General features: G+C 57.5%; 18 protein-coding genes. 13 read left to right on the top strand and 5 right to left on the bottom strand.

Features of this window, described 5'->3' with window-relative positions; all coding sequences use genetic code 11:
* Positions 1-9: 9 nt before the first annotated feature.
* Together ASC96_RS15020 and ASC96_RS15015 are read right to left on the bottom strand one after the other, a co-directional pair.
* Positions 10-1,002 (bottom strand): sugar ABC transporter substrate-binding protein, encoded by a 993-nt coding sequence (locus ASC96_RS15020; protein ID WP_156397488.1) that lies wholly within the window; start codon positions 1,000-1,002, stop codon positions 10-12.
* A 17-nt stretch (positions 1,003-1,019) separates the two neighbouring features.
* Positions 1,020-2,048 carry a carbon-nitrogen hydrolase family protein gene (locus ASC96_RS15015; RefSeq protein WP_060503876.1) on the bottom strand — a complete coding sequence of 343 codons (1,029 nt, stop codon included), beginning with the start codon at positions 2,046-2,048 and terminating at the stop codon, positions 1,020-1,022.
* Positions 2,049-2,657: 609 nt separating this feature from the next.
* Between ASC96_RS15015 and ASC96_RS15010 the strand changes: the two genes are divergently transcribed.
* The gene (locus tag ASC96_RS15010) at positions 2,658-4,277 is read left to right on the top strand and encodes a bifunctional 3-(3-hydroxy-phenyl)propionate/3-hydroxycinnamic acid hydroxylase (RefSeq protein ID WP_060503875.1); all 1,620 of its coding nucleotides are present in this window, start codon (positions 2,658-2,660) and stop codon (positions 4,275-4,277) included.
* 20 nt (positions 4,278-4,297) lie between these two features.
* Positions 4,298-5,683: an amidase gene (locus ASC96_RS15005; protein ID WP_060503874.1), complete on the top strand. Its 1,386-nt coding sequence runs from the start codon at positions 4,298-4,300 to the stop codon at positions 5,681-5,683.
* 622 nt (positions 5,684-6,305) lie between these two features.
* On the opposite strand, the gene ASC96_RS15000 is transcribed toward ASC96_RS15005, so the two are convergent.
* Positions 6,306-7,190 carry a helix-turn-helix domain-containing protein gene (locus ASC96_RS15000; protein ID WP_156397493.1) on the bottom strand — a complete coding sequence of 295 codons (885 nt, stop codon included), beginning with the start codon at positions 7,188-7,190 and terminating at the stop codon, positions 6,306-6,308.
* Between the two features lie 96 nt (positions 7,191-7,286).
* On the opposite strand from ASC96_RS15000, the gene ASC96_RS14995 reads away from it, so the two are divergent.
* The 11 genes from ASC96_RS14995 (at position 7,287) to ASC96_RS14945 (ending at position 20,143) form a co-directional block, all read left to right on the top strand.
* The gene (locus ASC96_RS14995; RefSeq protein ID WP_060503872.1) at positions 7,287-8,849 is read left to right on the top strand and encodes a 4-hydroxyphenylacetate 3-hydroxylase N-terminal domain-containing protein; all 1,563 of its coding nucleotides are present in this window, start codon (positions 7,287-7,289) and stop codon (positions 8,847-8,849) included.
* Between the two features lie 9 nt (positions 8,850-8,858).
* Positions 8,859-9,371 carry a flavin reductase gene (locus ASC96_RS14990; protein WP_060503870.1) on the top strand — a complete coding sequence of 171 codons (513 nt, stop codon included), beginning with the start codon at positions 8,859-8,861 and terminating at the stop codon, positions 9,369-9,371.
* 23 nt (positions 9,372-9,394) lie between these two features.
* Positions 9,395-10,240 carry an FAD synthetase family protein gene (locus tag ASC96_RS31705; RefSeq protein WP_082512079.1) on the top strand — a complete coding sequence of 282 codons (846 nt, stop codon included), beginning with the start codon at positions 9,395-9,397 and terminating at the stop codon, positions 10,238-10,240.
* A 302-nt stretch (positions 10,241-10,542) separates the two neighbouring features.
* Positions 10,543-11,310, top strand: a complete 768-nt coding sequence (locus ASC96_RS14980) for a glucose 1-dehydrogenase (protein WP_060503867.1) — start codon at positions 10,543-10,545, stop codon at positions 11,308-11,310.
* 55 nt (positions 11,311-11,365) lie between these two features.
* Positions 11,366-11,797, top strand: coding sequence for a nuclear transport factor 2 family protein (locus ASC96_RS14975; RefSeq protein ID WP_060503866.1), 432 nt, complete (start codon positions 11,366-11,368; stop codon positions 11,795-11,797).
* A 228-nt stretch (positions 11,798-12,025) separates the two neighbouring features.
* The gene (locus ASC96_RS14970) at positions 12,026-13,129 is read left to right on the top strand and encodes an alkene reductase (RefSeq protein ID WP_060503864.1); all 1,104 of its coding nucleotides are present in this window, start codon (positions 12,026-12,028) and stop codon (positions 13,127-13,129) included.
* A gap of 222 nt (positions 13,130-13,351) precedes the next feature.
* Positions 13,352-14,179, top strand: coding sequence for an ABC transporter permease (locus ASC96_RS14965; RefSeq protein ID WP_162246354.1), 828 nt, complete (start codon positions 13,352-13,354; stop codon positions 14,177-14,179).
* Positions 14,180-14,213: 34 nt separating this feature from the next.
* A complete protein-coding gene (locus ASC96_RS14960; protein WP_060503861.1) occupies positions 14,214-16,730 on the top strand; it encodes an ATP-binding cassette domain-containing protein in 2,517 nt (838 codons plus the stop codon).
* A gap of 163 nt (positions 16,731-16,893) precedes the next feature.
* Positions 16,894-17,682, top strand: a complete 789-nt coding sequence (locus ASC96_RS14955; protein WP_060503859.1) for a LuxR C-terminal-related transcriptional regulator — start codon at positions 16,894-16,896, stop codon at positions 17,680-17,682.
* A gap of 258 nt (positions 17,683-17,940) precedes the next feature.
* Positions 17,941-18,882, top strand: coding sequence for a helix-turn-helix domain-containing protein (locus ASC96_RS14950; RefSeq protein ID WP_060503858.1), 942 nt, complete (start codon positions 17,941-17,943; stop codon positions 18,880-18,882).
* A gap of 139 nt (positions 18,883-19,021) precedes the next feature.
* Positions 19,022-20,143, top strand: a complete 1,122-nt coding sequence (locus ASC96_RS14945) for a substrate-binding domain-containing protein (RefSeq protein WP_060503856.1) — start codon at positions 19,022-19,024, stop codon at positions 20,141-20,143.
* Positions 20,144-20,527: 384 nt separating this feature from the next.
* Here the strand turns inward: ASC96_RS14945 and ASC96_RS14940 are convergent, their stop codons facing one another.
* Both ASC96_RS14940 and hpaD read right to left on the bottom strand, forming a co-directional pair.
* The gene (locus ASC96_RS14940) at positions 20,528-20,914 is read right to left on the bottom strand and encodes a RidA family protein (RefSeq protein ID WP_060503855.1); all 387 of its coding nucleotides are present in this window, start codon (positions 20,912-20,914) and stop codon (positions 20,528-20,530) included.
* 2 nt (positions 20,915-20,916) lie between these two features.
* Positions 20,917-21,918 carry a 3,4-dihydroxyphenylacetate 2,3-dioxygenase gene (hpaD, locus tag ASC96_RS14935; protein ID WP_060503854.1) on the bottom strand — a complete coding sequence of 334 codons (1,002 nt, stop codon included), beginning with the start codon at positions 21,916-21,918 and terminating at the stop codon, positions 20,917-20,919.
* Positions 21,919-22,014: the final 96 nt, after the last annotated feature.

Here is a 22,014-nt window from a genome sequence, read left to right as displayed (position 1 = left end):
AGGCTCGCCTCAATGACCTGCACAATCTCCGACGTTTTCCTTGCGGATGATCGGTGTATCAAGGATGACGAGTTGAGCTTTTTCCTTCTTCTCGCCCGTCAGGAACGCGTGCATGGTTTCGAAGGCCTTCTTGCCCATGTCGTACGGTCGGTTGCATACCGTGCCCGCAACCTGGCCCGCCGCGACTGCCGCCAAGCCGAGATTGTTGCCATCGATCGAAACGATAGGAATCTCGCGTCCTGCTCCTCGGGTGGCACGCGAGCAACCGACCGCCATGTCGTCAGATTGGGCGAAGATCACGTCGATCTCGGGCTGGGCGGGCAGGATGTTCTGGCAAGCCTCCTCGCCCTTCTCGACGACCCAGTCTCCCGGCTGTGAGGCAACGATCTCGTATTTAATCCCCGCTTCGGTCAGCTTGCGTTCAAAGCCGGCACTCCGCTTGACGACGTTGTCGTAGCCAGGCGCCCCCTCGATCACGACGATCTTTGCCGGACGGTCCTTGGGCAGGAACGGCAAGGCAATCTCAGCGGCAAGACTTCCGGATGTGATGTCGTTGTGCGCCACGAAGGCAAGTATGCTCGGATAGATATCTTCAAGTTTGCGCGTGGCCGGGTTGCCAACTTGCCCGCTGACGGAAATGAACGGAATGCCAGCGGCGTCGATGCGGTTTGCCCAAGATTCGGCGATTGCCGAATCGCCCGGAATTGCAATGATTCCGTCAACCTTCTGCGACACCAGATCGTCGATGTCGTTCGCCTGCTTTGACACGTCCGTGCGTGCGTCCAAACTGATTATCTTGACGCCGGCTGCTGCTCCAGCGTCGACGACGCCCTGGTTGAGCGCAGACCCGTATGCATAGCTTAGGCCAATGTTGGACATGCCGACCGTGAGGTCTTTGGTGTGAGCGGTTCCAGCCAGGAGCGAGAATGCAAAAGCGACTATGAGTTTCGTGTTCATTTTATTCCCCTTGTTTGGATGCCAATTCAGGATTTGACCGGGCACCTGCGATCGGTGACTTTTCAAGCGTTGTTCGCGGCTTCACTTGGTGTGCGGTCTTCCGCCGCATCCGTCTGTTCGAACTGACGCGGAACGATATCGTGGACGATCCGCTTCTTCCGGCGATCGAAGTTCAGAGAAAGGGTGTCGGGGCGGCTGTAGTGGCCGATTGGATCCGCGCCAGACTTCGCGTAGATAATCTGATGAGGATCGAGGTCGGCATACAGAATGCCTTCGACGTCCTCGGCGAGCGGCTCGCACAGCGGACGACCGTCCGGCCCATAGATCATGCTGAAGCCACCACCGGGGCCGCTTGTGCGTGTGTTCAAGAGATGGGCCTGCTCCGGCGTCTCGCAGAGCATGTCGAACATTTCCTGAGAAACGGTCGAACTCGGTGCCAGCACGAAGCAACTGCCTTCAACCGCATAGATGCGGCTCGCGGCGTTGTTCACCTCGGGTCCGAACGCGTAGACAAGATCGCGGCAGTTGCAGAAGCTCGGCCAGGAAGCCACATGCACTTCTTCATTCTGCGAATACATTGCCATTTTCGTCAGCGGCTGAAGATGCTCCCAGCAGTTGAGAGCCCCGAGGCGTCCGAACGCCGAGTCGACGACTTGAAGGTCGGATCCGTCCCCTTCCCCGAAAACTGTACGCTCCGCATGGGTCGGCTTCAGCTTGCGACGATGGAGAATGGCGACGCCGTCCGGGCCGATGATCGACTGCGCCATATAGCGGGTGCCACCTGCACGTTCGGAAAATCCCATTACGAGCGTGACTTTCGACTTAGCGGCAATTGCTTGCAGACGGGCCATCTCCAAGGAGTCCAGCGCGAGGCTGTTTTCGTGGTACTGCGGCATGAAACGCGCCCAGTTGGCTGGAGCCATCAACCAGATGAACCAAGGATAGCCGGAGAGAAATGTTTCCGGGAAAGCAACGAGTTCGGCACCGTTGCGTGCGGCTTCTTCAACCAGCCCTTCGACCTTGTCGATACTGGCACTGAGATTCATGTACACAGGCGCCGCTTGAACTGCCGCCGCTTTGATCTTTCGCATTTTATTGTTCCCCTTTCAGCTCAAGTCAGTTTTTTCACCGCGTTTCCTGGCGAGACACGCCTCGTGCAAAAGGTCGTGACCTGAGGTTCGGAGGCATCTCGTTTGTTTTCGTCATGGACATGCACCTTTTGATGAGGCGATCCAGTCGTTGCATCGGCAGCCAGCCACCAGTCATCCACGGCACGATTTGGAAGTTGCAAGTTCCGCGAAAACCGCTTAATGTTCGATTATCGTTACATTCTGTTCGTTATTAGACACACATTTTGACGTCGTCAAGTTACTTTCGGGAGGGATGCTCATTTAATTCCTGGCATGCACGAAGTATAATTCGGGAAAACATGTGGTAAGTTTTCGGATTATCCGGCAAACATCCCGGATTACCCGTGCAAAATTATGAATAAATTCAACTTTACTTGGCGCTCACACACGAAACGAACGCCCTTTAGTCAATGTCGACGCCGGAATGACGGTGCGGCGACATTATCAACAACAGTTACGGGGCCCCTCGCAGAGAGTTCCCGTTGAATGACAGTCGACGGCAGGCGTTTCGATAGCGGGTTCGCCTAGGGAAACCGCGAGGACGACTGAGGTCAGGGAAGAGGAACAAGAGTGACCCACTACGATGCCATTATCTCCGGATGCGGTCCGGTTGGAGCAACGCTTGCCAACTTGCTGTCATCACGAAATCTCCGCGTGCGGGTGGTGGAGAAGGATCACGCGATCTACGACAAGCCGCGCGCCATCGTGCTGGATTGGGAAGCCATGCGCGCTTTGCAGTTTGCCGGGATCGCACATGATCTGAGCCGCGAAACCAAACCGCATCCCGGCACCGACTTCATCGGCGTCGATGGTCAGTTGATCAAGCTGTTCGATCCGGCTCCCCCGCCATACGCCCTGGCTTGGCCAGCGACCCTGACATTCGTGCAGCCGAGACTCGAGGAGTTGCTTCGTACATCACTCCAGTCGCGGGACAACGTAGACCTGAGCTTCGGCCACCTCGTGACCGGATTCAAAGATGAGGGAGAGATCGTTCGGGTAGACATCAAGAACGTGGAGACGGGTGAAGAGACGTCCATCACCGGTGACTTCCTGATCGGCTGCGACGGATCCTGGAGTCCCGTTAGGACGCAGTTGGATCTGCAGCTCGAGGACAAGCAGTTTGACGAGTGGTGGGTCGTTGTGGATGCGCTGAAGCTGCGGGATACACCGCTACCCAGGAAGACGACCCAATTCTGCCAGCCCAAACGCCCTGCGACATACGTGGTTGGCCCAGGCGACCTGAGAAGGTGGGAAATAAAGATCTTGCCGAACGAAGACCCGGCATCGTTCAACGATCCGCTGGTGCTGAACCAAGTCCTGGAAGGTTTCGTTGATCTCGACGCCATTTCCTTGTGGCGGAGCGCCGTGTACCGTTTCCATGCGCTGGTTGGAGAGAGTTGGCGCAGCGGGCGTGTGTTGCTGGCGGGAGATGCCGTACACCAGATGCCGCCGTTCCTTGGCCAGGGCCTCTGCGCAGGCATTCGCGACGCCTTCAATCTGGCGTGGAAAATTGCAGCAATCCAACGTGACAGGATGCAAATTTCTCTGCTCGACACCTATGAGCAGGAACGAAAGCCGCACGTCAGTACAGTCATTGATCACGCAAAGCAGTTCGGTCTGATCATCGGCGAACTCGACGAAGCAAAGGCTCGCGAGCGTGACCGGGCGTTGCAGGCGGAAATGGCCGCCGGAACAATGGTGACCACACGGCAGGGCTTCATTCCAAATCTCACTGGAGGACTGATCGATTCGCAGGCACCTCTTGCAGGTCACCTCTTCGTCCAGCCGACTGTCATCGACCATTCGGGAGAGGCGCGCCTCCTCGATGACGTCCTGCCAATGGAATTCCTGTTTGTCACGGTCGGAACGGCGCAACAGAGCTGGCTTACCGGCCATGAAGAATTCTGGAGCAGCATCGGTGGGTGCAGGGTCGTCATAACGCCATCAGAGCCCGAGCTCGCGAGTGACGCCCATGGACTCATATTTCTTCGCGAGGCCGACGGCCTGTTCGCAGGCTGGGCTGCCCAACATGGGGGGCAGGCATTCATTGTTCGCCCTGACCGATACGTCTTCGGCGCATATGCCGACGCCGTGAGCGCCGCGTCAGCAATTGCAACGCTCGACAACAGTTTGTTCGCGACAACGCGCTCGCCGCAGATAGCCGGCGAAGCTGGATATGCTTCCCTTTAATTACATTCGCGGAGATTACTGTGCATTATTCATCCATCTCGTCACTTTCGGCGGCAATACGTTCGCGGGCTGTTTCTCCTGTCGAAATCACCCGACACATGTTGTCACGCATAGCGAGCCTTGACGAAATCTATAAAAGCTACGTGTGCGTCACAGCCGATCGGGCGCTATCCCAAGCCAGCCTGGCGGAGAAAGAGATCATGTCCGGGAGATGGCGAGGGCCTCTCCACGGGATACCAGTCGCCTATAAGGACATCATGTTCACCGACTTCGCGGCGACAAGTGCCGGATCGCGCATTCACGACGGATTTCAGCCGGCCTACAATGCGACCGTTGTGGACCGTCTGGAGGCTGCGGGAACCATCACGCTCGGGAAGGTGAAAACCACCGAGCGGGCATACGCAACACATCATCCCGACGTCACGCCTCCGGAAAACCCCTGGAGCTCAGAACACTGGTCAGGCGCATCCTCGTCCGGCTCCGGAGTGTCCGTGGCCGCCGGCCTTGCTTTTGCGGCACTCGGGTCAGACACAGGCGGCTCCATCCGTTTTCCATCGGCCGCCAATGGCGTCACGGGCCTGAAGCCGACCTGGGGCCGTGTCAGCCGCCATGGTGTGTTCGAGCTCGCTGCGTCTCTGGACCATATCGGACCGCTTGCACGCTCCGCGGAAGACGCCGGGCTTGTTCTTTCCGCAATAGCTGGCATGGATCGAAACGACGCCACCTCGCTTTCAGCGACTGTTCCGGATTACGCTTCCGAAGCCCGTCGGTCGGTTGCAGGAATGCGTATCGGGTTGCCGCGCCAATACGCAACAGATGGTGTCGATGGCGCCATCGTTGAGGCTTGGAGCAAAGCCGCGGAGGTGTTTGAACGACTTGGCGCGACGCTCGTCGAGATAGATTTGCGCGGATGGAAGGAAGTAGCAGTCAGCTGGATGGCGATATGCTCGTCCGAAACCGCCCTCGCCCATTCCGAAACATATCCGAGCAGGAAAAGCGAGTACGGCGACGTCCTCGCCGAGCTCATCGAGACTGGCCATAGGACGCTCGCAACGGAAGTCGCAGCTGCCCATCAGGTTCGCCTCGCATTCAACAATCATCTGACAAGCGTGTTTTCCAGTGTGGATCTGATGTTGATCCCGGCAACGATCTGGCGAGTTCCCTCGCTTTCACGCTGGGATGAACTTGCAGCCGGCGACAATGCTGATTTCATTCGCTACACAGGCCCGTTTGACATGTCCGGTTCGCCGACGATCACGATGCCAGGAGGCTTTGATGCCGACGGATTGCCAATAGCCATTCAACTCGTTGGGCCAAACCTGTCCGAGGGACTTCTCGTCCGGGCGGGTGCTGCTTTCCAGAACGCCACGTCCTGGCACGCTCAGCACCCGGTTTCGCTCATCTGAGCCAGAGCTGAACAATACGGGACCGATGTCACGTTCGGAGAAGTCGTCGGTCAGGTCTTTTCAGTCTACGCGGCGAGTGATCAGTGAGAAACCCTCTGATTCTCGCCGCGGAGGCCTGAGTTAATCACGTGGAATACGCCGGGCGCGACCACACGGGTATCAGCCTTCGTGCAGTGAGCGCCTGGCCAGACCAGTCTCGGACAACCTTGTCCAGGTAGGGGCGGTCGGATAAAGCAAGGCAAGATGATGTACGATTGGGATGGACAACACACCCGACGGGTCCTTGTGATCAAAAGACTGTTGATTACAGGTCTTCTGGCCCTCCTCATCCTCATGGCCTTCGTACCCTTCATCAGTCTCGACTGAATACAATGCGCTGGTAATTACCCATCCGTCGCCTGAGTGATATGCGAGGCCGGAAGAGCGCGCAGCCCATGGGTCCAAGGATTTCGCGGCAACGCTGAACAGTGTAGACGCTGCATTCATTGTCGGTTTGCTCGTTTCGACGGTGTCATGCATCGTGTCGACCCGTCGTCACGATTTTCACGCCGAATTCGCGTATATCCGCCAGACGCCCCTCCACACGCTCGGTTAGCGGATCATCCCGGCAGGCCGACGGGCATCACTCGCACCCACCGTCCTTCAAATGTGCTCGCCGCCATTCGCTCGGCGAGCACCCCATCCGCATCCTGAAGAACCGTGAGAAATAGGCGGGATCATCGAACCCGACCTCGCGGCCGATATCCTCCACGGAACGAATAGTGAACAACAGCAAGCGTCTGGCCTCAAGCGACCGCCGCTCTATGACCATTTCCTTCACGGTGAGGCCGAATACCTCCTTGGCCGTTTTATCCAGTATGTGAGACGTCGTGGCGAGCATTTCGACGTAGCGTCTGACAGGCCAGTCCTCCTTGTAGCGCTGATCAACGGTTTTCCGCAAAGCACGCGCAAGCGCGATGGTGGGCGAGCCGGCTCGCAACGCGACGCTGCCTCCAAGACGGCCTACGAGCGAAAGGACGACAGATACCAGCCCTGTTATTACCTTCTCGCCCTCCGTTCCTCCCCGCTCGTGGTATTCAGCGGAAATCATTTCGAGCAGCGCAGAGACCCTCGACCAACTTTCGTCATCCGGCTGTCCTGACACGAAAACGGGCGTATCCAGGTTCAGATCGACCGAAGGTGACATCGCACGAAGCATGTCGTCCGAGACCGATACGACGATGGCGTCAGAGTCGGTGGCAACCTCGAATCCGTGCACGACGTTGCTGGGTACAAAGCTGATCGCGGGAGCGGAAAAATTCCAATTTCGGTCTTCAACCTTGTAAACGCCTTCACCCTTGAACCAGAAGGTGATCTGCCCCATCAAAGGATGCTTGTGAGGAGAAACCTGCCCGAAATGAAGGGTTTTTCGCTCCATTACAGTCTCGACGTGAAGGAAACCAACGTCGAGCGAGCGGCTGGGTTCACCATACACAAAGAAGTCTGGCACATCTGATTTGACGATCATGCCGGAAAAAGTACCAGCGAAATACCTTCTTTGTCCATGGCTCGCTTTGATAGGCACGAGTAAATTCCCCCCACTGTTCCAAGGGAGGAAATGAAAATGCGTGCAGAAGACCATCGATCCGACAAGGCCCGCCCGTTTACCGGCGCGGAATATCTTGCGAGCCTTCGCGACGGACGCGAAGTCTATATCAATGGCGAGCGGGTCCACGATGTGACGACCCATCCGTCGATGCGCAACTCCGCACGTTCGATTGCCCGCATGTACGATGCGCTCCATGACGAGAAGACCAAGGGTCGCCTCACCTCGCCGACGGACACGGGCAATGGCGGCTACACTCACAAGTATTTCCGAGTTGCCAAGTCATCGGCGGATCTGGTTGCGCAACAGGGTGCAATCGCCGACTGGGCGCGCATGTCGTACGGCTGGATGGGTCGCACCGCCGACTACAAGGCAGCCCTGATGAATACCTTGAGCGCGAATGCCGATTGGTACGGTCCGTTCAAGGATAATGCCTTGGCCTGGCACAAGCGTGCTCAGGAATCCGTCCTCTTCATGAACCATGCGATCGTCAATCCTCCGATCGACCGCCACAAGCCGGCGGACGCAGTAAAGGACGTCTTTGTTCACATCACGAAGGAAACAGACGCAGGGATTTACGTCTCGGGGGCGAAGGTGGTAGCGACCTCGTCGGCTCTGACCCACTATAATTTCCTTGCACAAGGCTCGGCAACTGTTACCGAAGATCCGTCACTTTCGGTGATGTTCATTGTACCAATGAATGCTCCGGGCATTAAGATGTTCTGCCGTGTCTCGTACGAGCAGACTGCAAACACCGTCGGGCAGCCTTTCGATTATCCGCTTTCCTCTCGTTTCGACGAGAACGATGCGATCCTGGTACTCGACAACGTCTTTGTCCCTTGGGAAGACGTTCTTGTCCTGCGCGACGCCGCCAAGATTCTGTCGTTCCACCCTGCATCCGGCTTCATGCACGGATATTGCTTCCAGGGATGCACGCGACTTGCAGTGAAGATGGATTTCCTCGCAGGACTGCTCGCCAAAGCCTTGCGTGCGACTGGCGGAGACGCGTTCCGCGGCAACCAGGCACTGCTTGGCGAAGTGATCGCGATCCGCCATCAGTTCTGGTCATTCTCCAACGCCATGGCGCACAACCCGATCGAGTGGAACGGCGGAGCGGTCCTACCCAATCTGGAGGCGGCGCTTTGTTACCGCACGTTCATGTCGGAAGCATATCCGAAGGTCATCGACATCGTACGGCGCACGGTCGCTTCCGGACTGATCTACCTGCCGTCATCGGCCAAAGACTTCGCCAATCCGGAGATCAACCGCTATCTCGCGCAATACGTTCGTGGCTCCGACGACATGGGCCATATCGAGCGGATCAAGATCATGAAGTTGCTGTGGGACGCGACAGGCACGGAATTCGGCGGCCGGCACGCCCTGTACGAGCTCAACTACGCCGGAGCGCCGGAAGAAGTCCGTCTCCAGGTGCTCAAGGGTGCGGAACGTGGCGGGCGGCTGAAGGAAATGGAAGCCTTGGTCGACAAGTGCATGGACGACTACGATGAAAACGGCTGGACGGGTGACACCTGGCTCGGACCCGTCTCGAACGGCGCTTCTCTTTCAGACGCGGCCGAGTGAGGAACGGACATGGACGGGAACGTATCCAAGACCGAGTTCCGCGATGCGATGGCGAGGGTCTGCGCTCCCGTCAATGTCATCACGACGAACGGGGAAGCTGGACGCGGTGGCTTCACAGCCACGGCAATGTGCTCTGTGACTGACGAGCCGCCCACCCTCCTTGTGTGCATGAACAGCAAGTCGGCCCAAGCTCAGTTGTTTCTCGACAACAACCGATTCTGCGTCAACGTGCTGACAGGCGAACACAAGGATCTGGCAGGTTACTTCGCGGGTCGCGAAGCGGACATGACGGCGAGGTATTCCGCTGCGGAGTGGACGGATCTAAATTCCGGCAATCAGGCGCTTGCTGACGCGATTGTCTCTTTTGACTGCCGGATCGTGGATGCCCGGCTTGTCGGAACTCATAACCTTCTGATTGGCGAGGTCACGGAGATCAGATCGCGCAAGGACGGGCATGCCCTTCTCTACTTCGACCGGAGCTTCGTACATGTTCCCACCCAGACAGGAAGCTTTGGAGGCTAACCCGGCAAGGGAGAAACCGTAAAATGACGGTCGTGGATACATCAATCCGAAACCTCGCAAATGGTTTTCGCCTACGGTTGCCCGTTGTCGATCTGGAATGTCCCGTTTCCGATGATCTATCCGGATCTGTGATGCTCCTTGGCAATTTCGACGGCCTTCACCAAGGGCACAAGTCGCTTGTGGACGCTGGGCGGGAGTTGGCGGGCCGTTTGCGCGCGCCGCTGTCAATTATGTCCTGCGAACCGCACCCTAGACAATTCCTCAGGCCGTCAAATGGTCCATTCCGTTTGGCAACCAATGCAGGGAAGCGATTGGCATTCACACAGCTTGGCTTCGATTTTCTATTCGAGCCGCGCTTCGATGAATTATTCGCATGTATTTCGCCATTGGATTTCGCGTCTCAAATCCTCTGCCGGCATCTGCGCGTAAAGGCCGTGGTCGTGGGGCGAGACTTCCGCTTTGGTCACCGGAGAGCTGGAGGCGTGGAGGAGCTTGCAGCCTTCGGCCGTGAGTTTGGCTTTGAAGTGCTCGTGGCACCTGATCTCAACATCGAAAACGAACGCCTGTCGTCCAGTCGTATTCGCGAATGGATCAGCTGCGGCAATCTGCGCAAGGTTTCCGAGGGCTTCGCTGGGCAATGGATTACCAGCGCTTCCGTTGATGAAGAGGGCTTGATTCGCTTCGAGGCGTTTCAATGCCTGCCGCCATCTGGAACATATCAGGTGGAAATTCTGCAGGTGACTGGTGCCCTGCGCTCTAGGGAGATCCTCGAACTTCACCAGGGCCGAACCGCTCAGCTGACAATCCGCGCAGGAGCGACGTTCGGAGAAGTGCTCATCGCGGGCTGGTCACCAATCGATCTTTACTAAGTGATCGCCTTCCTGGCTACATAGGTCCTGTCTATCCAGGCTATCAGATCTCATACGCGGAAAAAAATCGCGCCGCGACGGGATTCAAGGTCGCCACATCAGGGTCCGTGGCCTCCCTCGACCTCATTCAGGAGATCTGCAGCTCGCGCGACGGGACCCTTCGAAAGAGGATTTCGAAGATTCCTGGACAACATTTGGTGAAATTGTCGTCATGGCAATGGACATAGCAGGGCGCCTTCTCCGGGTATGCTCTGGCATGTCCCGTCTGCATTGCAGTACGCGATTATTAATGGAGGAGTGAAATGCGAGATCTCGAAGGTAAGGTGGTTCTGGTGACAGGGGGCGGCTCAGGGATCGGCCGAGAAGCATCACTGCTTTTTGCAGAATACGGCGCGAAAGTCGTCGTAGCCGATATCAGCGCCAACAATGCCGCAGCGGTCGCATCGGAGATAAAGGATAAAGGCGCACAGGCTGTCCAGGTGCATTGCGACGTCACCGACCCAGGCTCCGTCGCGGAGATGATTGCCAAGACGATTGAGAACTTCGGCGTGCTTGATTGTGCTGTCAACAACGCAGGGATCATTGGCCGTATCGGGTCCATCAGCGAAATTTCACTGGATGATTGGACACGCGTCACCCGCGTCAACCTCGATTCCGTATTCCTTTGCCTGAAAGAGGAATTCAAGGTGATGCGCCCCCGCCGCAAGGGCGCGATCGTCAATACGTGCTCGATTTTCTCCAGCGTCACCTTTCCAAACTACTCCGCCTACACGGCATCAAAATTTGGTGTTCTGGGTCTGACCAAGACTGCGGCGCTGGAGGTTGCGAAGGAAGGTATACGCGTGAATGGCGTGGCTCCCGGTTTCACAGTCACGCCGCTCATCACTCAGGAGGGATTGAAGCTCCAGAAAGGCTCGGAAGCCTATCAGCAGGCAGACAACCTTCATCCGATCGGCCGAATGGCGGAACCTCGTGAAATAGCCGAGGGGATCGCATGGCTATGCTCAGACGCGTCCCGTTTTGTCGTCGGCCACATGCTCAGCGTCGACGGCGGATACACCGCCGTCTGACCATCGAGGCGAATTCTATCATCAAATAGCGACTTGGACTTGGGAGGAACTTGAAATGAGCGATGCTGGACAGCGTGCAGAAGACCGTTGGCTAATCTCCGACGCGATGAGCAAGTATGTATGGGGATATGACGAAGGCGACTTTGATCTCCTGGGAGACGCGTTTACCGAAGACGCGACAGCCTCCGGAAAAGTCGCCAACACTGATATCGGTTGGGGCCCGATGAATGGCCGCGCAGAAATCGTGTCGGTCCTTTCCTCGATCCGCGCCGGACAGACCGACCAGCGACGCCATACGGTGTCGAACATCCTCTTCGATGAACTGACTGGCACGACGGCGGCTGTCCGCTGCAGCCTTATTCTTGTGGCGACGGAAAAGGGCGAACCGCGGCTAGTGACCGGTGGCTGGTATCGCTACAAGCTCATAAAGCAGGGTGACGTCTGGCGCATCAAACATCAGGACGCGCTGCTCGACAGCAAGTTCTAGCCCAAGACCTCTTTTAGACTAGAGCCCACGACGCCCGGCCCGCTCGCCGGGCGTCTCTGTTTCCAAACCCCGGACCGGAGGCCTGTGACGAGGGCGGCATAGCATGCCGTGTCCCACATTCAAGGGACAGACGCAGCGCCCGGCAGCGCTCACTATAGACCGAGTTCGCGCCTGCCCCGGGGCGTCGCGAAATTTGGATGAATGCGAATACAGGGAGGATGTTCCAGCATGACTGTCTCACTTTTTGATGCTGCGAAACTGGGTGAATGGACGCTAGCCAACCGGATGGTGATGGCTCCGATGACGCGTTCGAGAGCCGGCAAGGGCTGGGTTCCCAGCGTGCACGCCGCACAATACTACGGCCAGCGCGCATCCGCCGGTCTCGTCATCACCGAAGCCACGCAAGTATGCCGCGACGCGACCGGATACTCGCGCACGCCCGGTGTCTGGTCTTCTGAGCAGACCGAAGCATGGCGCGCCGTCGCTGCCGCCATACATGAAGGCGGCGCGAAAGCAGTCATGCAGCTCTGGCACACCGGCCGAATGAGCCATCCATTGAATCTGCCTGAAGGTTGTGAGGCGCTTGCGCCCTCCAGCATCGCTGCGGACATGCCGATGTGGACGGACCAGGAAGGTTTTCAGCCATGTGCGACTCCGCGCGAGATGACGGCGGCCGACATCGAGCGGGTGATCCGTGATTTTGCGACGGCAGCAGCAAACGCGATTTCGGCAGGCTTTGACGGCGTCGAGCTTCATGCGGCCAACGGCTACCTGATCGATCAGTTCAGCAACTCGGCGTCGAACCGACGCGAGGACGAGTGGGGTGGATCGCTGCAGAACCGTGTCAAGTTCTACGGCAAGGTTATAGAAGCCGTCGCGAGTGCGGTCGGAAAAGATCGTACGGGCGTTCGTCTTTCTCCTTACGGCACCTATGGCGATGTCTCCGACAACAATCCCAAGGCCTTGCTGGAAGCGCAAGTCGACATCGCTGCAACCGCTGACCTTGCTTACCTGCACATCATCCGTCCCATGATCAGCGGTGCCGAGGATGTAGGCGCGACTGCAAAGGACAGGGAAGTACTGGAGATCGCCCGGCGGCGGTTTCCCAACACGCTGATCGCGGCCGGCGGCTACAGCAAGGAATCAGCGACTGTTGATCTCAACGAGGGTCTGATCGACCTCGTTGCCTTCGGAAAGCCTTTCATTGCCAATCCCGACCTGCCAGCACGCCTCAAAGCTGGCCAGCCACTGTCCGATTTCAATGGCGATCTGCTCTACGCTCCCGGACCGGAGGGATACTCCGATTACCCAGCGCTCAACGCACAAGCCTGAGCTGACGGTATCGGGGAGAACGGCATGTCTATGGAAGAAAACGCATCAACCTTGCAGGTTCCTCAGGTCCTTGCTCCGCCCCGTCACGGAAGGATGAAAATCGCGATGCTCGCGGAGGTCATGAAGTCTCCGCTTGGTCGCTCTGCCTGCGGCTTGTTGCTGCTACTTGTCGTGGGAGCGATACTCGAGCCTCGAACTGTGTCCCCGGATGTAATCCTGTCGATGCTTCCTTTCGCGGCCATTCTCGGTGTGGCCGCGATCGGTCAGCACCTGGTCGTTCAGCAAAGAGGTTTCGACCTCTCGGTCACCGGGACTATCTCGATGACCGCGGTTCTGGTCACGAGCATTCCTTCATCTTCGAACGGCAACCTCGGGCTTGCGTTCGGGGTCTTTGTTGGCCTTGCATTCGGCATGGCTGCCGGATTGGTGAACGGTGTCATTGTAAATCGGCTGCGCGTGACACCGCTTGTCACCACTTTGGGAATGAACGCCGTTCTGCTCGGTTTCACGTACTGGTACGCCAACGGGGTTCCTGTTTCCGCCTCCCCGGCGCTCAGCGTTTTTGCCAATCAGCGGACGCTTGGCGTTCCGAACGTCATGCTGATTGCCGCCGTGCTCTTCGCCGTCGCCGTCTTCATTTTGGACCGCACTCGGATCGGTCGCTCGTTCATCGCGGTAGGCGTCAATCCGACCGCGGCACGAGCACTGGCAATACCAGTCGACCGATACCAGATCATGACCTACGCGGTCGCAGGCTTCTTCTTTTCCGCCGCGGCGATCCTGCTGGCTGGCTTTATGCGAACCCCGACGCTTCTGTCAGGCTCGCCATACATGCTTACGACCGTCGCAGCTATTGTTGTTGGTGGCAATCCACTGAACGGTGACCGGGCAAGCCTTACCGCAACCCTCATCGGCGCAGCCTTTCTCACATATCTCGATCAACTCGTCCTGTCGCTTGGGTTTGCCCAGTCGATGCAGAATATAACCCAGGCGGCAATCATCGTCATCGGTGTCGCGCTACCCGCCATGTTGCGCGGGTTGAAGCGATAAATCCGACACATACTCGCGCGCACTGGATCACGCCATGACAAAGAAGGGTCTTGAAATCGTGCAATCGGCTACTCAACAACCAGTCGTAAGCCTCAGGGACATTCGGAAGGTTTTCGGCAAAACCGTGGCCCTGGGCGGCGTCAACCTCGACATCTTTCCGGGCGAGATTCACGCGATCGTTGGTGAAAACGGCGCGGGGAAAAGCACCCTGATCAATGTTGCAGCGGGCGTTCTCCCCGCATCAGCGGGGACGATCATCGTCGATGGCGAGGCGATATCTGATCGACATCCTCGGAAAATGCGTGCGCTCGGCTTGACCGTCGCTTACCAACATCCAGCTCTCCCGTCCCACCTGACAGTCCTGGAATGTTTGAGTCTGGTAGAACCGTCTTTTGGAAAAGGCGGCGGCGCCGAAAGGGCACGCGCGCTCATAGCTTCAATTGCTTCGAAACAACTGAGTGTCGACCCGACTGACTTCATCGGCGATCTTTCTTTGGGGCAGAAGCATGTCACGGAAATCGTAAGAGCCTTGGCAAGCGCGCCCCGCGTTCTGATCCTGGACGAGCCGACGGAGCCGTTCAAAGAGGAGGACGTCCGTTCGCTTTTCGACGTTCTCAGATCCCTCAAAGCGCGCGGCATCGCGATCGTCTACATTTCGCATCGGCTTCACGAAGTCGAAGAAATCGCCGATCGAGTGTCGGTTCTCCGGGATGGAGAACTCATCACGACGCGCCTCAAGACTGAATTCACCCACGACGACATCGTTCAACTGATTGTTGGAAAACCACTCGGGCAAGTCTTTCCTCCCAAGCTGGGCCATTCGCCGATCTCCGAACCGGTTCTCTCCGTAACCGGCTTCGGGGGCGAAGGATTCGCCGAGGTCGACATGGAAGTCAAAAGAGGAGAGATCCTCGGGCTTGCTGGCGTGGAAGGTCAGGGCCAGCGGGAGTTTCTGCGCGCCATTGCGGGTTTGAACCCAGCGCGTTCCGGCTCGCTGTTCATCCATGGGAACCCGGTAACCTGCAAAAACCGCAGCCTGTCGCGCAACGCGGGCATCGGGTTTGTGCCGGACGACCGCCACATGGAAGGTCTGTTTCTTTCGCTTTCCGTGCAGGACAACCTCAGTTTCGGCAACATGGACAGACTGGCGAACGGAGGCTTGATGTCGTCCGACGCGGAACTTTCATTTGCGCTAAAAACCATCGACGCCTTTTCGATCAAGACGCCCTCGCCCCGCACTCCGGTCTCCGCACTGTCTGGAGGAAATCAGCAGAAAGTTCTGATTGCCAGAGAGATTTCAGCCGATCCGGCCGTCCTCCTCATTGACGAGCCCACCAAGGGAGTCGATGTCGGGTCGAAAAGCGAGGTCTATCATCAATTGCGCAGGCTCGCTGACCAAGGCGTCGCTGTGATCGTCGCTTCTTCCGACGGGGTGGAACTGGAAGGACTCTGCGACAAGGTGCTCGTGTTCAGCAGAGGTCAGGTGACGAAGGTGCTTGAAGGAAGCGAGGTCAACGATCAGGACATCACCGCCGCAAATCTTAAATCGAGTATCGCCCGCATGAGTACCGGCGAGCTTCATCGAGAAATCACTAGACTTGGCAAGATCGTCCGGCATGACTACTTCCCGGTCATCGTCTTGGTCGCGATGTCGGCAATAATCGCGTTCATGGCGACGAGCGCGAATGCGAAGTTTCTTTCTGCCTACAACATTGGCATATTTCTCACCTTCCTGGGTGTCCTCGCGTTCATTTCATTTGGCCAGCTCATTGTCATGCTGGCCGGAGAGATCGACTTCTCTGTGGGACCGCTTGCCGGTTTCGTGGTGGTCCTGTCGTCGTTCTGGCTGGCCGACGGCAACAGTGGGGTCGAACTTGTTGGCGGCGTCGCTGCCGTGCTGGTCCTCACAACCATCATCGGGCTCATACAAGGGCTCTTGATCATACGGCTCAACCTGCCATCGATCGTTGTTACCTTGGCGTCGTTCTTCGGACTGCAAGGTCTCTCGCTTCTCCTGCGGCCCCTGCCTGCGGGTTCGATTTCCTACAGCTTGAGCCAGGTATTCGGATTTCAGGTGGTGATGGTCCCGTTCGTCGCTCTGCTTACGATCACAGCGGTATGCTGCCTGGAATGGGGAAATTTCAGAACGCAGGTCGGTCGCGCGGTCAGATCTACGGGGTCCGACTTCCGATCGGCCTATAAGCTAGGCATCAAGCGCGAGCATGCAGTCCCACTCGTTTTCGCACTCGCCGGCCTATTGACCGGGATGGGCGGCATCATCCTTGCGGGCGAGGTTGGGTTTGGTTCGCCGACCACCGGGATCAACTACAGTCTTATGTCTGTTACAGCCGTTGTCCTTGGCGGAGCAATCATCAGTGGCGGCCGGGGGAGTTTCGTTGCGACTCTGTTCGGTGCGGCTCTAGTGCAGCTGACCTCGAGCGCAGCGTCATTCCTGCAACTCGGCACCGAATGGCAATACTGGTTCGTGGGAGCAACAACCCTGCTTGCCGCCGGCATGTATGCCGTCGCGCGACGCCAGTTCACGACATGAAGTCGACATCATGGCAACGACCGTGCTCAAGAGGCGATATTGGCAATCCTGGCCAAACAGTTGGCACGCTCGACCAAGCGCAACACGATGGTTGAAGCTAAGGTCCTCGTCGGAGGGATCTCGTCCGCGGAATGTCGCGGTCGAAATCTGAGGAGGAAATCTCATGCTGCATACGGTCATAACGCCTGATCGATCCCAGGTGATGTTCGGATACGAAAACTACACAGAAGTGCTGGAGACCAGTGGCACCCTGAACTTTGACACGGCCATGCTCCGCGCCATTGGGCGTACTGTACCGCTGGATGAGATAATGATTTTTTGTCGGCGGGATGACGCCGATGCTCCCAGCGTGGTTCTCTCGTTCGGGAACGCGGCCGGCTCGGAATCGCGCGCGGAAGCCTACCGGTCCCGCTACCATCGCTACGATCCATTGAACCGGCTGCTTGACGAGCAGGTGTCCACAGGCCTCGTGGCAGTTCGGGTTCGGGCGGAAGATATCGCCCATAGCGACTACAGACGCATGTGCTACAGCGAGCCAAAATTTGCCGAGAAGATGTCGATCGCTCAGCGTACTTCTGGTGGCTGGGTCGTCTTAAGCTTGTACCGCAACAGGAATTCGGGAACTTTTTCAGATGAGGAGCAGTTCCATATCGTGCAGATGGCGGAGATCCTGCTGCCAATCATTGCCTTGCACTGCCGCCAGTCCCAGATCAGGCAGAGAAACAAGCCGCTTTCGATTACCGACCTCGAGATGCGCTTGAAGAGCGCGTTTCCCAGTCTTTCGGGGCGTGAACGCAACGTCTGCGCCAGAACCTTGGCTGGAGTGACGGCGGAGGGCATCGCCCTCGATCTTGGTATCAAACAGTCAAGCGTTTTCACATATAGGCGGCGCGCTTACGAGCGCCTCAACATATGCACAGCACACCAGATGTCAGCGATGCTTCTAAGCTGAGGGGGTCGCTGTCGTCACGATTGACGTCGGAGGTTCCGACACGTCCCTTAAAAACTCATAAGTACATCCATTTCCAACGGGATTGAAGCATGCTGAGAGGCCTCTTCATCTCGTAATGTCACGGAGAACAGACCGCGCCGATCGGAGGTCGTCGCAGTTTGTTTACATTAGCCGGTCATCGCCATAGTATCGCTCAAGTCCGTCCATACAAGCAACAGACGCTGGTGTTCCTTTCGAAAGGGTCATTGAATACTCCAAATGCGTAGCATTGTTGATGCCAATTTCACAGTGTCCAACGGCTCAGGCGCATTCCCCGCCTGGCGCGAAATGATGAGCGAGAATTACTCCAAGACGCATTGCATTCGGCTTGGCGATGCGCCCTTCAGCGGCGAACTCAATCGTCAACAGTTGGGGAGCATCGAGGTTGGTGTCATTCGATCTTCACCACTGTTTTATCGGCGCGGGATCGCGGAGATCCGGCAGAACCCGACGGATGGATTCAACATCCTCTACGTGATGGACGGTCAGATCAAAGTTAAACAGGCGGACTCGACCGCTCTGGTGGAGCCCGGCAACTTTGTCCTCTATCATCATGGTAGCCCCTTCGAAATCGAGATCGGGCAAGCCTACACCGCGACTTCCGTCACAATTCCATACAAGTTGTTATCTTCCCGCTTGCGGGACGCCACACGTCTGACCGCTCACACGGTCACAGGCGCGTCGCCAAACGGGCTTCTCGCCTGCTCGCTTATGAGCCAGTTCGTGAAGCCCGAAAACTTGACGGGACTTGGCAGGGCAGACAGTGTTTCCCAGGCCATGATCGAGATCATTGCCAGCGCTCTCGAAAACTCGGCCGGGTTCGGGACGTCGCCTAGCATGCCCTCGGGCGTTCTCGCCCGCGCCAAAGAGTATATGCTCCAGCACCTTGAGGACGCCGACCTTGACCTCGACCATATCGCCAGCGAAGCGGCGGTCTCCAAACGCACCTTGATCCGCGCCTTTTCGGTCGAGGGGGCGACGCCGATGCATTGGTTGTGGCAGCAGCGACTCAAAGCCAGTTTCGAATCGTTGTCGGCGGGACGGATCGATAACGTAACCACGGCCGCCTTCGCGGCTGGGTTCAAGGACGTCTCCCATTTCAGCAAGGCCTTCAAAAGAGCTTTCGGTGTCTCACCAAGCGAAGTTCTTGTCCGGAATTGACTGTTGCCGCGTCCATGGGAATGGCGACAGACACCCCCGCCAACCTCACTATTCTCGCAATCGACAACGCTTTCAAGTGCGACCAGGCGTGACGCCAACCGCACCAAGCGAGATTGTCAGCTTTGGGAGGAGTAATAGAATGACGTTCAAGAGCGTTTATTTGGGGCTTTGCGCTGGCACGGCAGTTGGCTTGACGACTTTGACGCCCTTGGCGGCATCGGCCGTTGACCTGGCACCGGGCAAGACTGGTAGCGAAGGGGATTTCCAAGACATGAAGGCGTTTTGCGGCACCAAGGAGATCAAGGTTGCCCTTTCTGATGGCTGGGGTGGAAACACTTGGAGAAAGACGTCGCGAGCCGAGTTTGAAGCCGAAGCAAAGAAGTGCCCGAACATCACCGAGGTGGCCTATACTGACGCCGCCGGCAATCCAGAACAGCAGATTCAGGATATACAGTCTCTGACCGCTCAGGGATTCGACGTCATACTGGTCTCCTTCGATTTCGTGCAGTCGAACCTTCGCGCGATGCAGGCAGCCATGAATGCCGGCGCTGCCGTCGTCCTGTATAACACAGGCCTGAACGTGCCCGCGCAGGAGGGTGTCCATTACGTCTCCCTGGTGACGCCGGATCAGCAGCAGATGGGGGCCCTTTGGGGCGAATGGGTCGCGAGGTACCTCGACGGAAAAGGCAACGTTCTGCCGTTCGGCGGTACTCCCGGCGCGCAGCCGACCATCAGCTACATGGAAGGTTGGAAGAGCGTGCTCGACAAATACCCAGACATCAAAGTGCTGGAAGAACCCATCGTGACGAACTGGGATCCGGCGCAATATACAAAGGCGACCACGGCACTGCTCGGCAAATACGAAAAGATCGACATGCTTCTGTCCGACTACACGACCGGTGTCATGGGCGCCGTCCGGGCCTTCCAGGCTGCAGGACGACCGCTCGTCGGAATCACGGGCGTCGATTCGAACGAGGTTGCCTGCTTCTACGACGAGGTAAAGGCGACGGAACCGAAGTTCCAGTTCGCGACCGCAACTGGCGCGAATTGGATCACGCGCCTGGCTCTTCGCAAGGGAGTGGCTTTCGCACAGGGCATCGACGATACGGAACCGAGCATCGTCCAGGTGAAACTCGTCGCCGACAGCCTTTCCGGTGATCCTGCGCTCAAGCCAAATTGCGACAAGAGCTTGCCGCTCGATGCCTCCTTACCGTCCTCCCAGCTGACCCCGGACGAATTCCGCGCCATGCTCGCGAAATAGTCCTGCCTTGACCCAGTCAGACTTGCTCTGGCTGGGTCTTTTTTTTGCCCAGCGCGTGGCATGCGGGCGCAACGATCAAAGCTTGAGCGAGCCGGGTATTATGTCTCAATCCGCAGTGAAGCAAATGGGAGTGGGCAAGAAGTCGCGGTCGCTGTTTGGGTGACTGCGGCTCAATGCCCTAGGAAAGGGGATGTGGAATGAGGACAGGAGTTTTTTCTTAGGAACACGGGGCCGCGGCTGATCATCGCCGGCGGCGGTTCGGGGAAGACCAGTACGCTTGCCCATCGCGTGGGTCGCGTGATCGTCAATGCCCCCCATTGGCGTGCGCCCCCAAGGGCGGACAGATCGGCTTGCCGACTTGCCAAGTGCGTGGACGGCGGATGTTTAATCAGACAGCACGGCGACAAAATCGCATTGCACCTGCATGTTTCCGTCGAGGTTTCCACGCATCGTATGGCGAGCGGGACGATCGTCCGGATCGGGGAACATCTCCAGCCAATGCGTATTCACAACAGGCCTAAGCGACCTGTCGCGCAGCCAAAGCGTTAACTTAACGATATCAGAAGTCGTGCCGCCCGCCGCTTCGACGATCGTTTGCACATGTCGAAACATCAGTACGACTTGGTCCTCAAGAGTTTCCGCGGTTTCACCCGTTTCGGGGTCTGCTCCGTGAATTCCGCCAGAGAAAACCATGTTGCCGACGCGGCAAGCTGCCGGAACGGGGTTTTTGTGCGCGAAACCCGGAATATAAATTGCCGTTCGCTTGGCCATGGTCAGCTCTGAGCCTCCAGGTACCGTTCGAGCGTGAGTGGCTCGGCCACAAGCAGAGGGTCTGATACCGGAGTGTCGGGAAACTCGCTCGCTTCAAAAAACCACCTCTTCGAAGCGGGCATGCCCCAGAGCTGCGCGCGGCGGGGGTTAGAGAGGTCCCAACGGATCGGTGGAGTTTCGACGTCAATGAACTGGTAGTGGGTGGTGAAGAACTCGATCCGGTGACCGTCAGGGTCTCTGAAGTAGACGAACAACGCGTTGCTCAGTCCGTGACGGCCAGGCCCGCGGTCGATTATGTCGTCATAACCGAGACTCGATGTGGCATCGCACGCATGTATCAGCGTGGCGACGTCGGGAACTGTAAACGCAAAATGATGAAGACGCGGTCCCCGCCCGTTCGTGAAGACGATGTCGTGGGTGTTGCCCTTGCGTTCAAGCCACGTACCCCACAGTTCGTCTGATCCGGAAGGTGCTGTGTACTCGGCGAGACGGAAACCCAGCTTGCACCAGAAATCACTGGCAGCCTGCACGTCATGCGTTACCAACTGATAGTGGTCAAAGCGCTGCGGACTACCGCCTCGGAAAGTGTGGAATTCCTGCATGTTCCGATTCACTACGGGCATGTCGGCAACAAATTCCACGGAAGTTCCGACGACGTCCTTAAACCTGAGCGTCTTGCCTTGGAACGGCACGTCCGCGATTTCGTGGTGAAGTCCTTCCTTGGCGAGGAATGAGGCGACGAGCTCGATGTGAGCCTCGTCTTCGACCCTCATGCCGATCCACTCGGCCTTCGGGGCGCCATCGGTTCTGCGGATAACCAGCGAATGATGATTGGCCTCCTCCAGCCCCCTCAGGTAAAGCGCGTCCTTCGTTTCCGCGGTCACTACAAGTCCGAGAGCGTCGGCGTAGAAGGCTTTGCTTGCTCCGAGATCACGGGCGCTCAGGACAACGTGGCTGGCTCGCGTGATGTTAAAGCCGGGATTACGGTTCCACTGCGGGATCATCGATAACTCCTAAAATTGCTGTTTCACTTCTATTTAAACAACTTTCCCACGATAACAAGATATTAACATGTTAATCAGATGACAGTTGTATCGCGT

It is taken from the genome of Rhizobium sp. Root1204 (assembly GCF_001424965.1).
In the GTDB taxonomy this organism is placed as follows: Bacteria; Pseudomonadota; Alphaproteobacteria; order Rhizobiales; family Rhizobiaceae; genus Pararhizobium.
Note: the sequence above shows the minus strand (reverse complement) of the source record. Positions and strands in the feature narration are given on the sequence as shown.

What these genes read in the sequence shown, in the direction of transcription:
- ASC96_RS15015 (WP_060503876.1), bottom strand. Translation starts at nt 2,048, where the DNA reads ATGCGAAAGATCAAAGCGGCGGCAGTTCAAGCGGCGCCTGTGTACATG.
- ASC96_RS15000 (WP_156397493.1), bottom strand. Translation starts at nt 7,190, where the DNA reads ATGATCGTCAAATCAGATGTGCCAGACTTCTTTGTGTATGGTGAACCC.
- ASC96_RS14995 (WP_060503872.1), top strand. Translation starts at nt 7,287, where the DNA reads ATGCGTGCAGAAGACCATCGATCCGACAAGGCCCGCCCGTTTACCGGC.
- ASC96_RS14990 (WP_060503870.1), top strand. Translation starts at nt 8,859, where the DNA reads ATGGACGGGAACGTATCCAAGACCGAGTTCCGCGATGCGATGGCGAGG.
- ASC96_RS31705 (WP_082512079.1), top strand. Translation starts at nt 9,395, where the DNA reads ATGACGGTCGTGGATACATCAATCCGAAACCTCGCAAATGGTTTTCGC.
- ASC96_RS14980 (WP_060503867.1), top strand. Translation starts at nt 10,543, where the DNA reads ATGCGAGATCTCGAAGGTAAGGTGGTTCTGGTGACAGGGGGCGGCTCA.
- ASC96_RS14975 (WP_060503866.1), top strand. Translation starts at nt 11,366, where the DNA reads ATGAGCGATGCTGGACAGCGTGCAGAAGACCGTTGGCTAATCTCCGAC.
- ASC96_RS14970 (WP_060503864.1), top strand. Translation starts at nt 12,026, where the DNA reads ATGACTGTCTCACTTTTTGATGCTGCGAAACTGGGTGAATGGACGCTA.
- ASC96_RS14965 (WP_162246354.1), top strand. Translation starts at nt 13,352, where the DNA reads ATGCTTCCTTTCGCGGCCATTCTCGGTGTGGCCGCGATCGGTCAGCAC.
- ASC96_RS14960 (WP_060503861.1), top strand. Translation starts at nt 14,214, where the DNA reads ATGACAAAGAAGGGTCTTGAAATCGTGCAATCGGCTACTCAACAACCA.
- ASC96_RS14955 (WP_060503859.1), top strand. Translation starts at nt 16,894, where the DNA reads ATGCTGCATACGGTCATAACGCCTGATCGATCCCAGGTGATGTTCGGA.
- ASC96_RS14950 (WP_060503858.1), top strand. Translation starts at nt 17,941, where the DNA reads ATGCGTAGCATTGTTGATGCCAATTTCACAGTGTCCAACGGCTCAGGC.
- ASC96_RS14945 (WP_060503856.1), top strand. Translation starts at nt 19,022, where the DNA reads ATGACGTTCAAGAGCGTTTATTTGGGGCTTTGCGCTGGCACGGCAGTT.
- ASC96_RS14940 (WP_060503855.1), bottom strand. Translation starts at nt 20,914, where the DNA reads ATGGCCAAGCGAACGGCAATTTATATTCCGGGTTTCGCGCACAAAAAC.
- hpaD (WP_060503854.1), bottom strand. Translation starts at nt 21,918, where the DNA reads ATGATCCCGCAGTGGAACCGTAATCCCGGCTTTAACATCACGCGAGCC.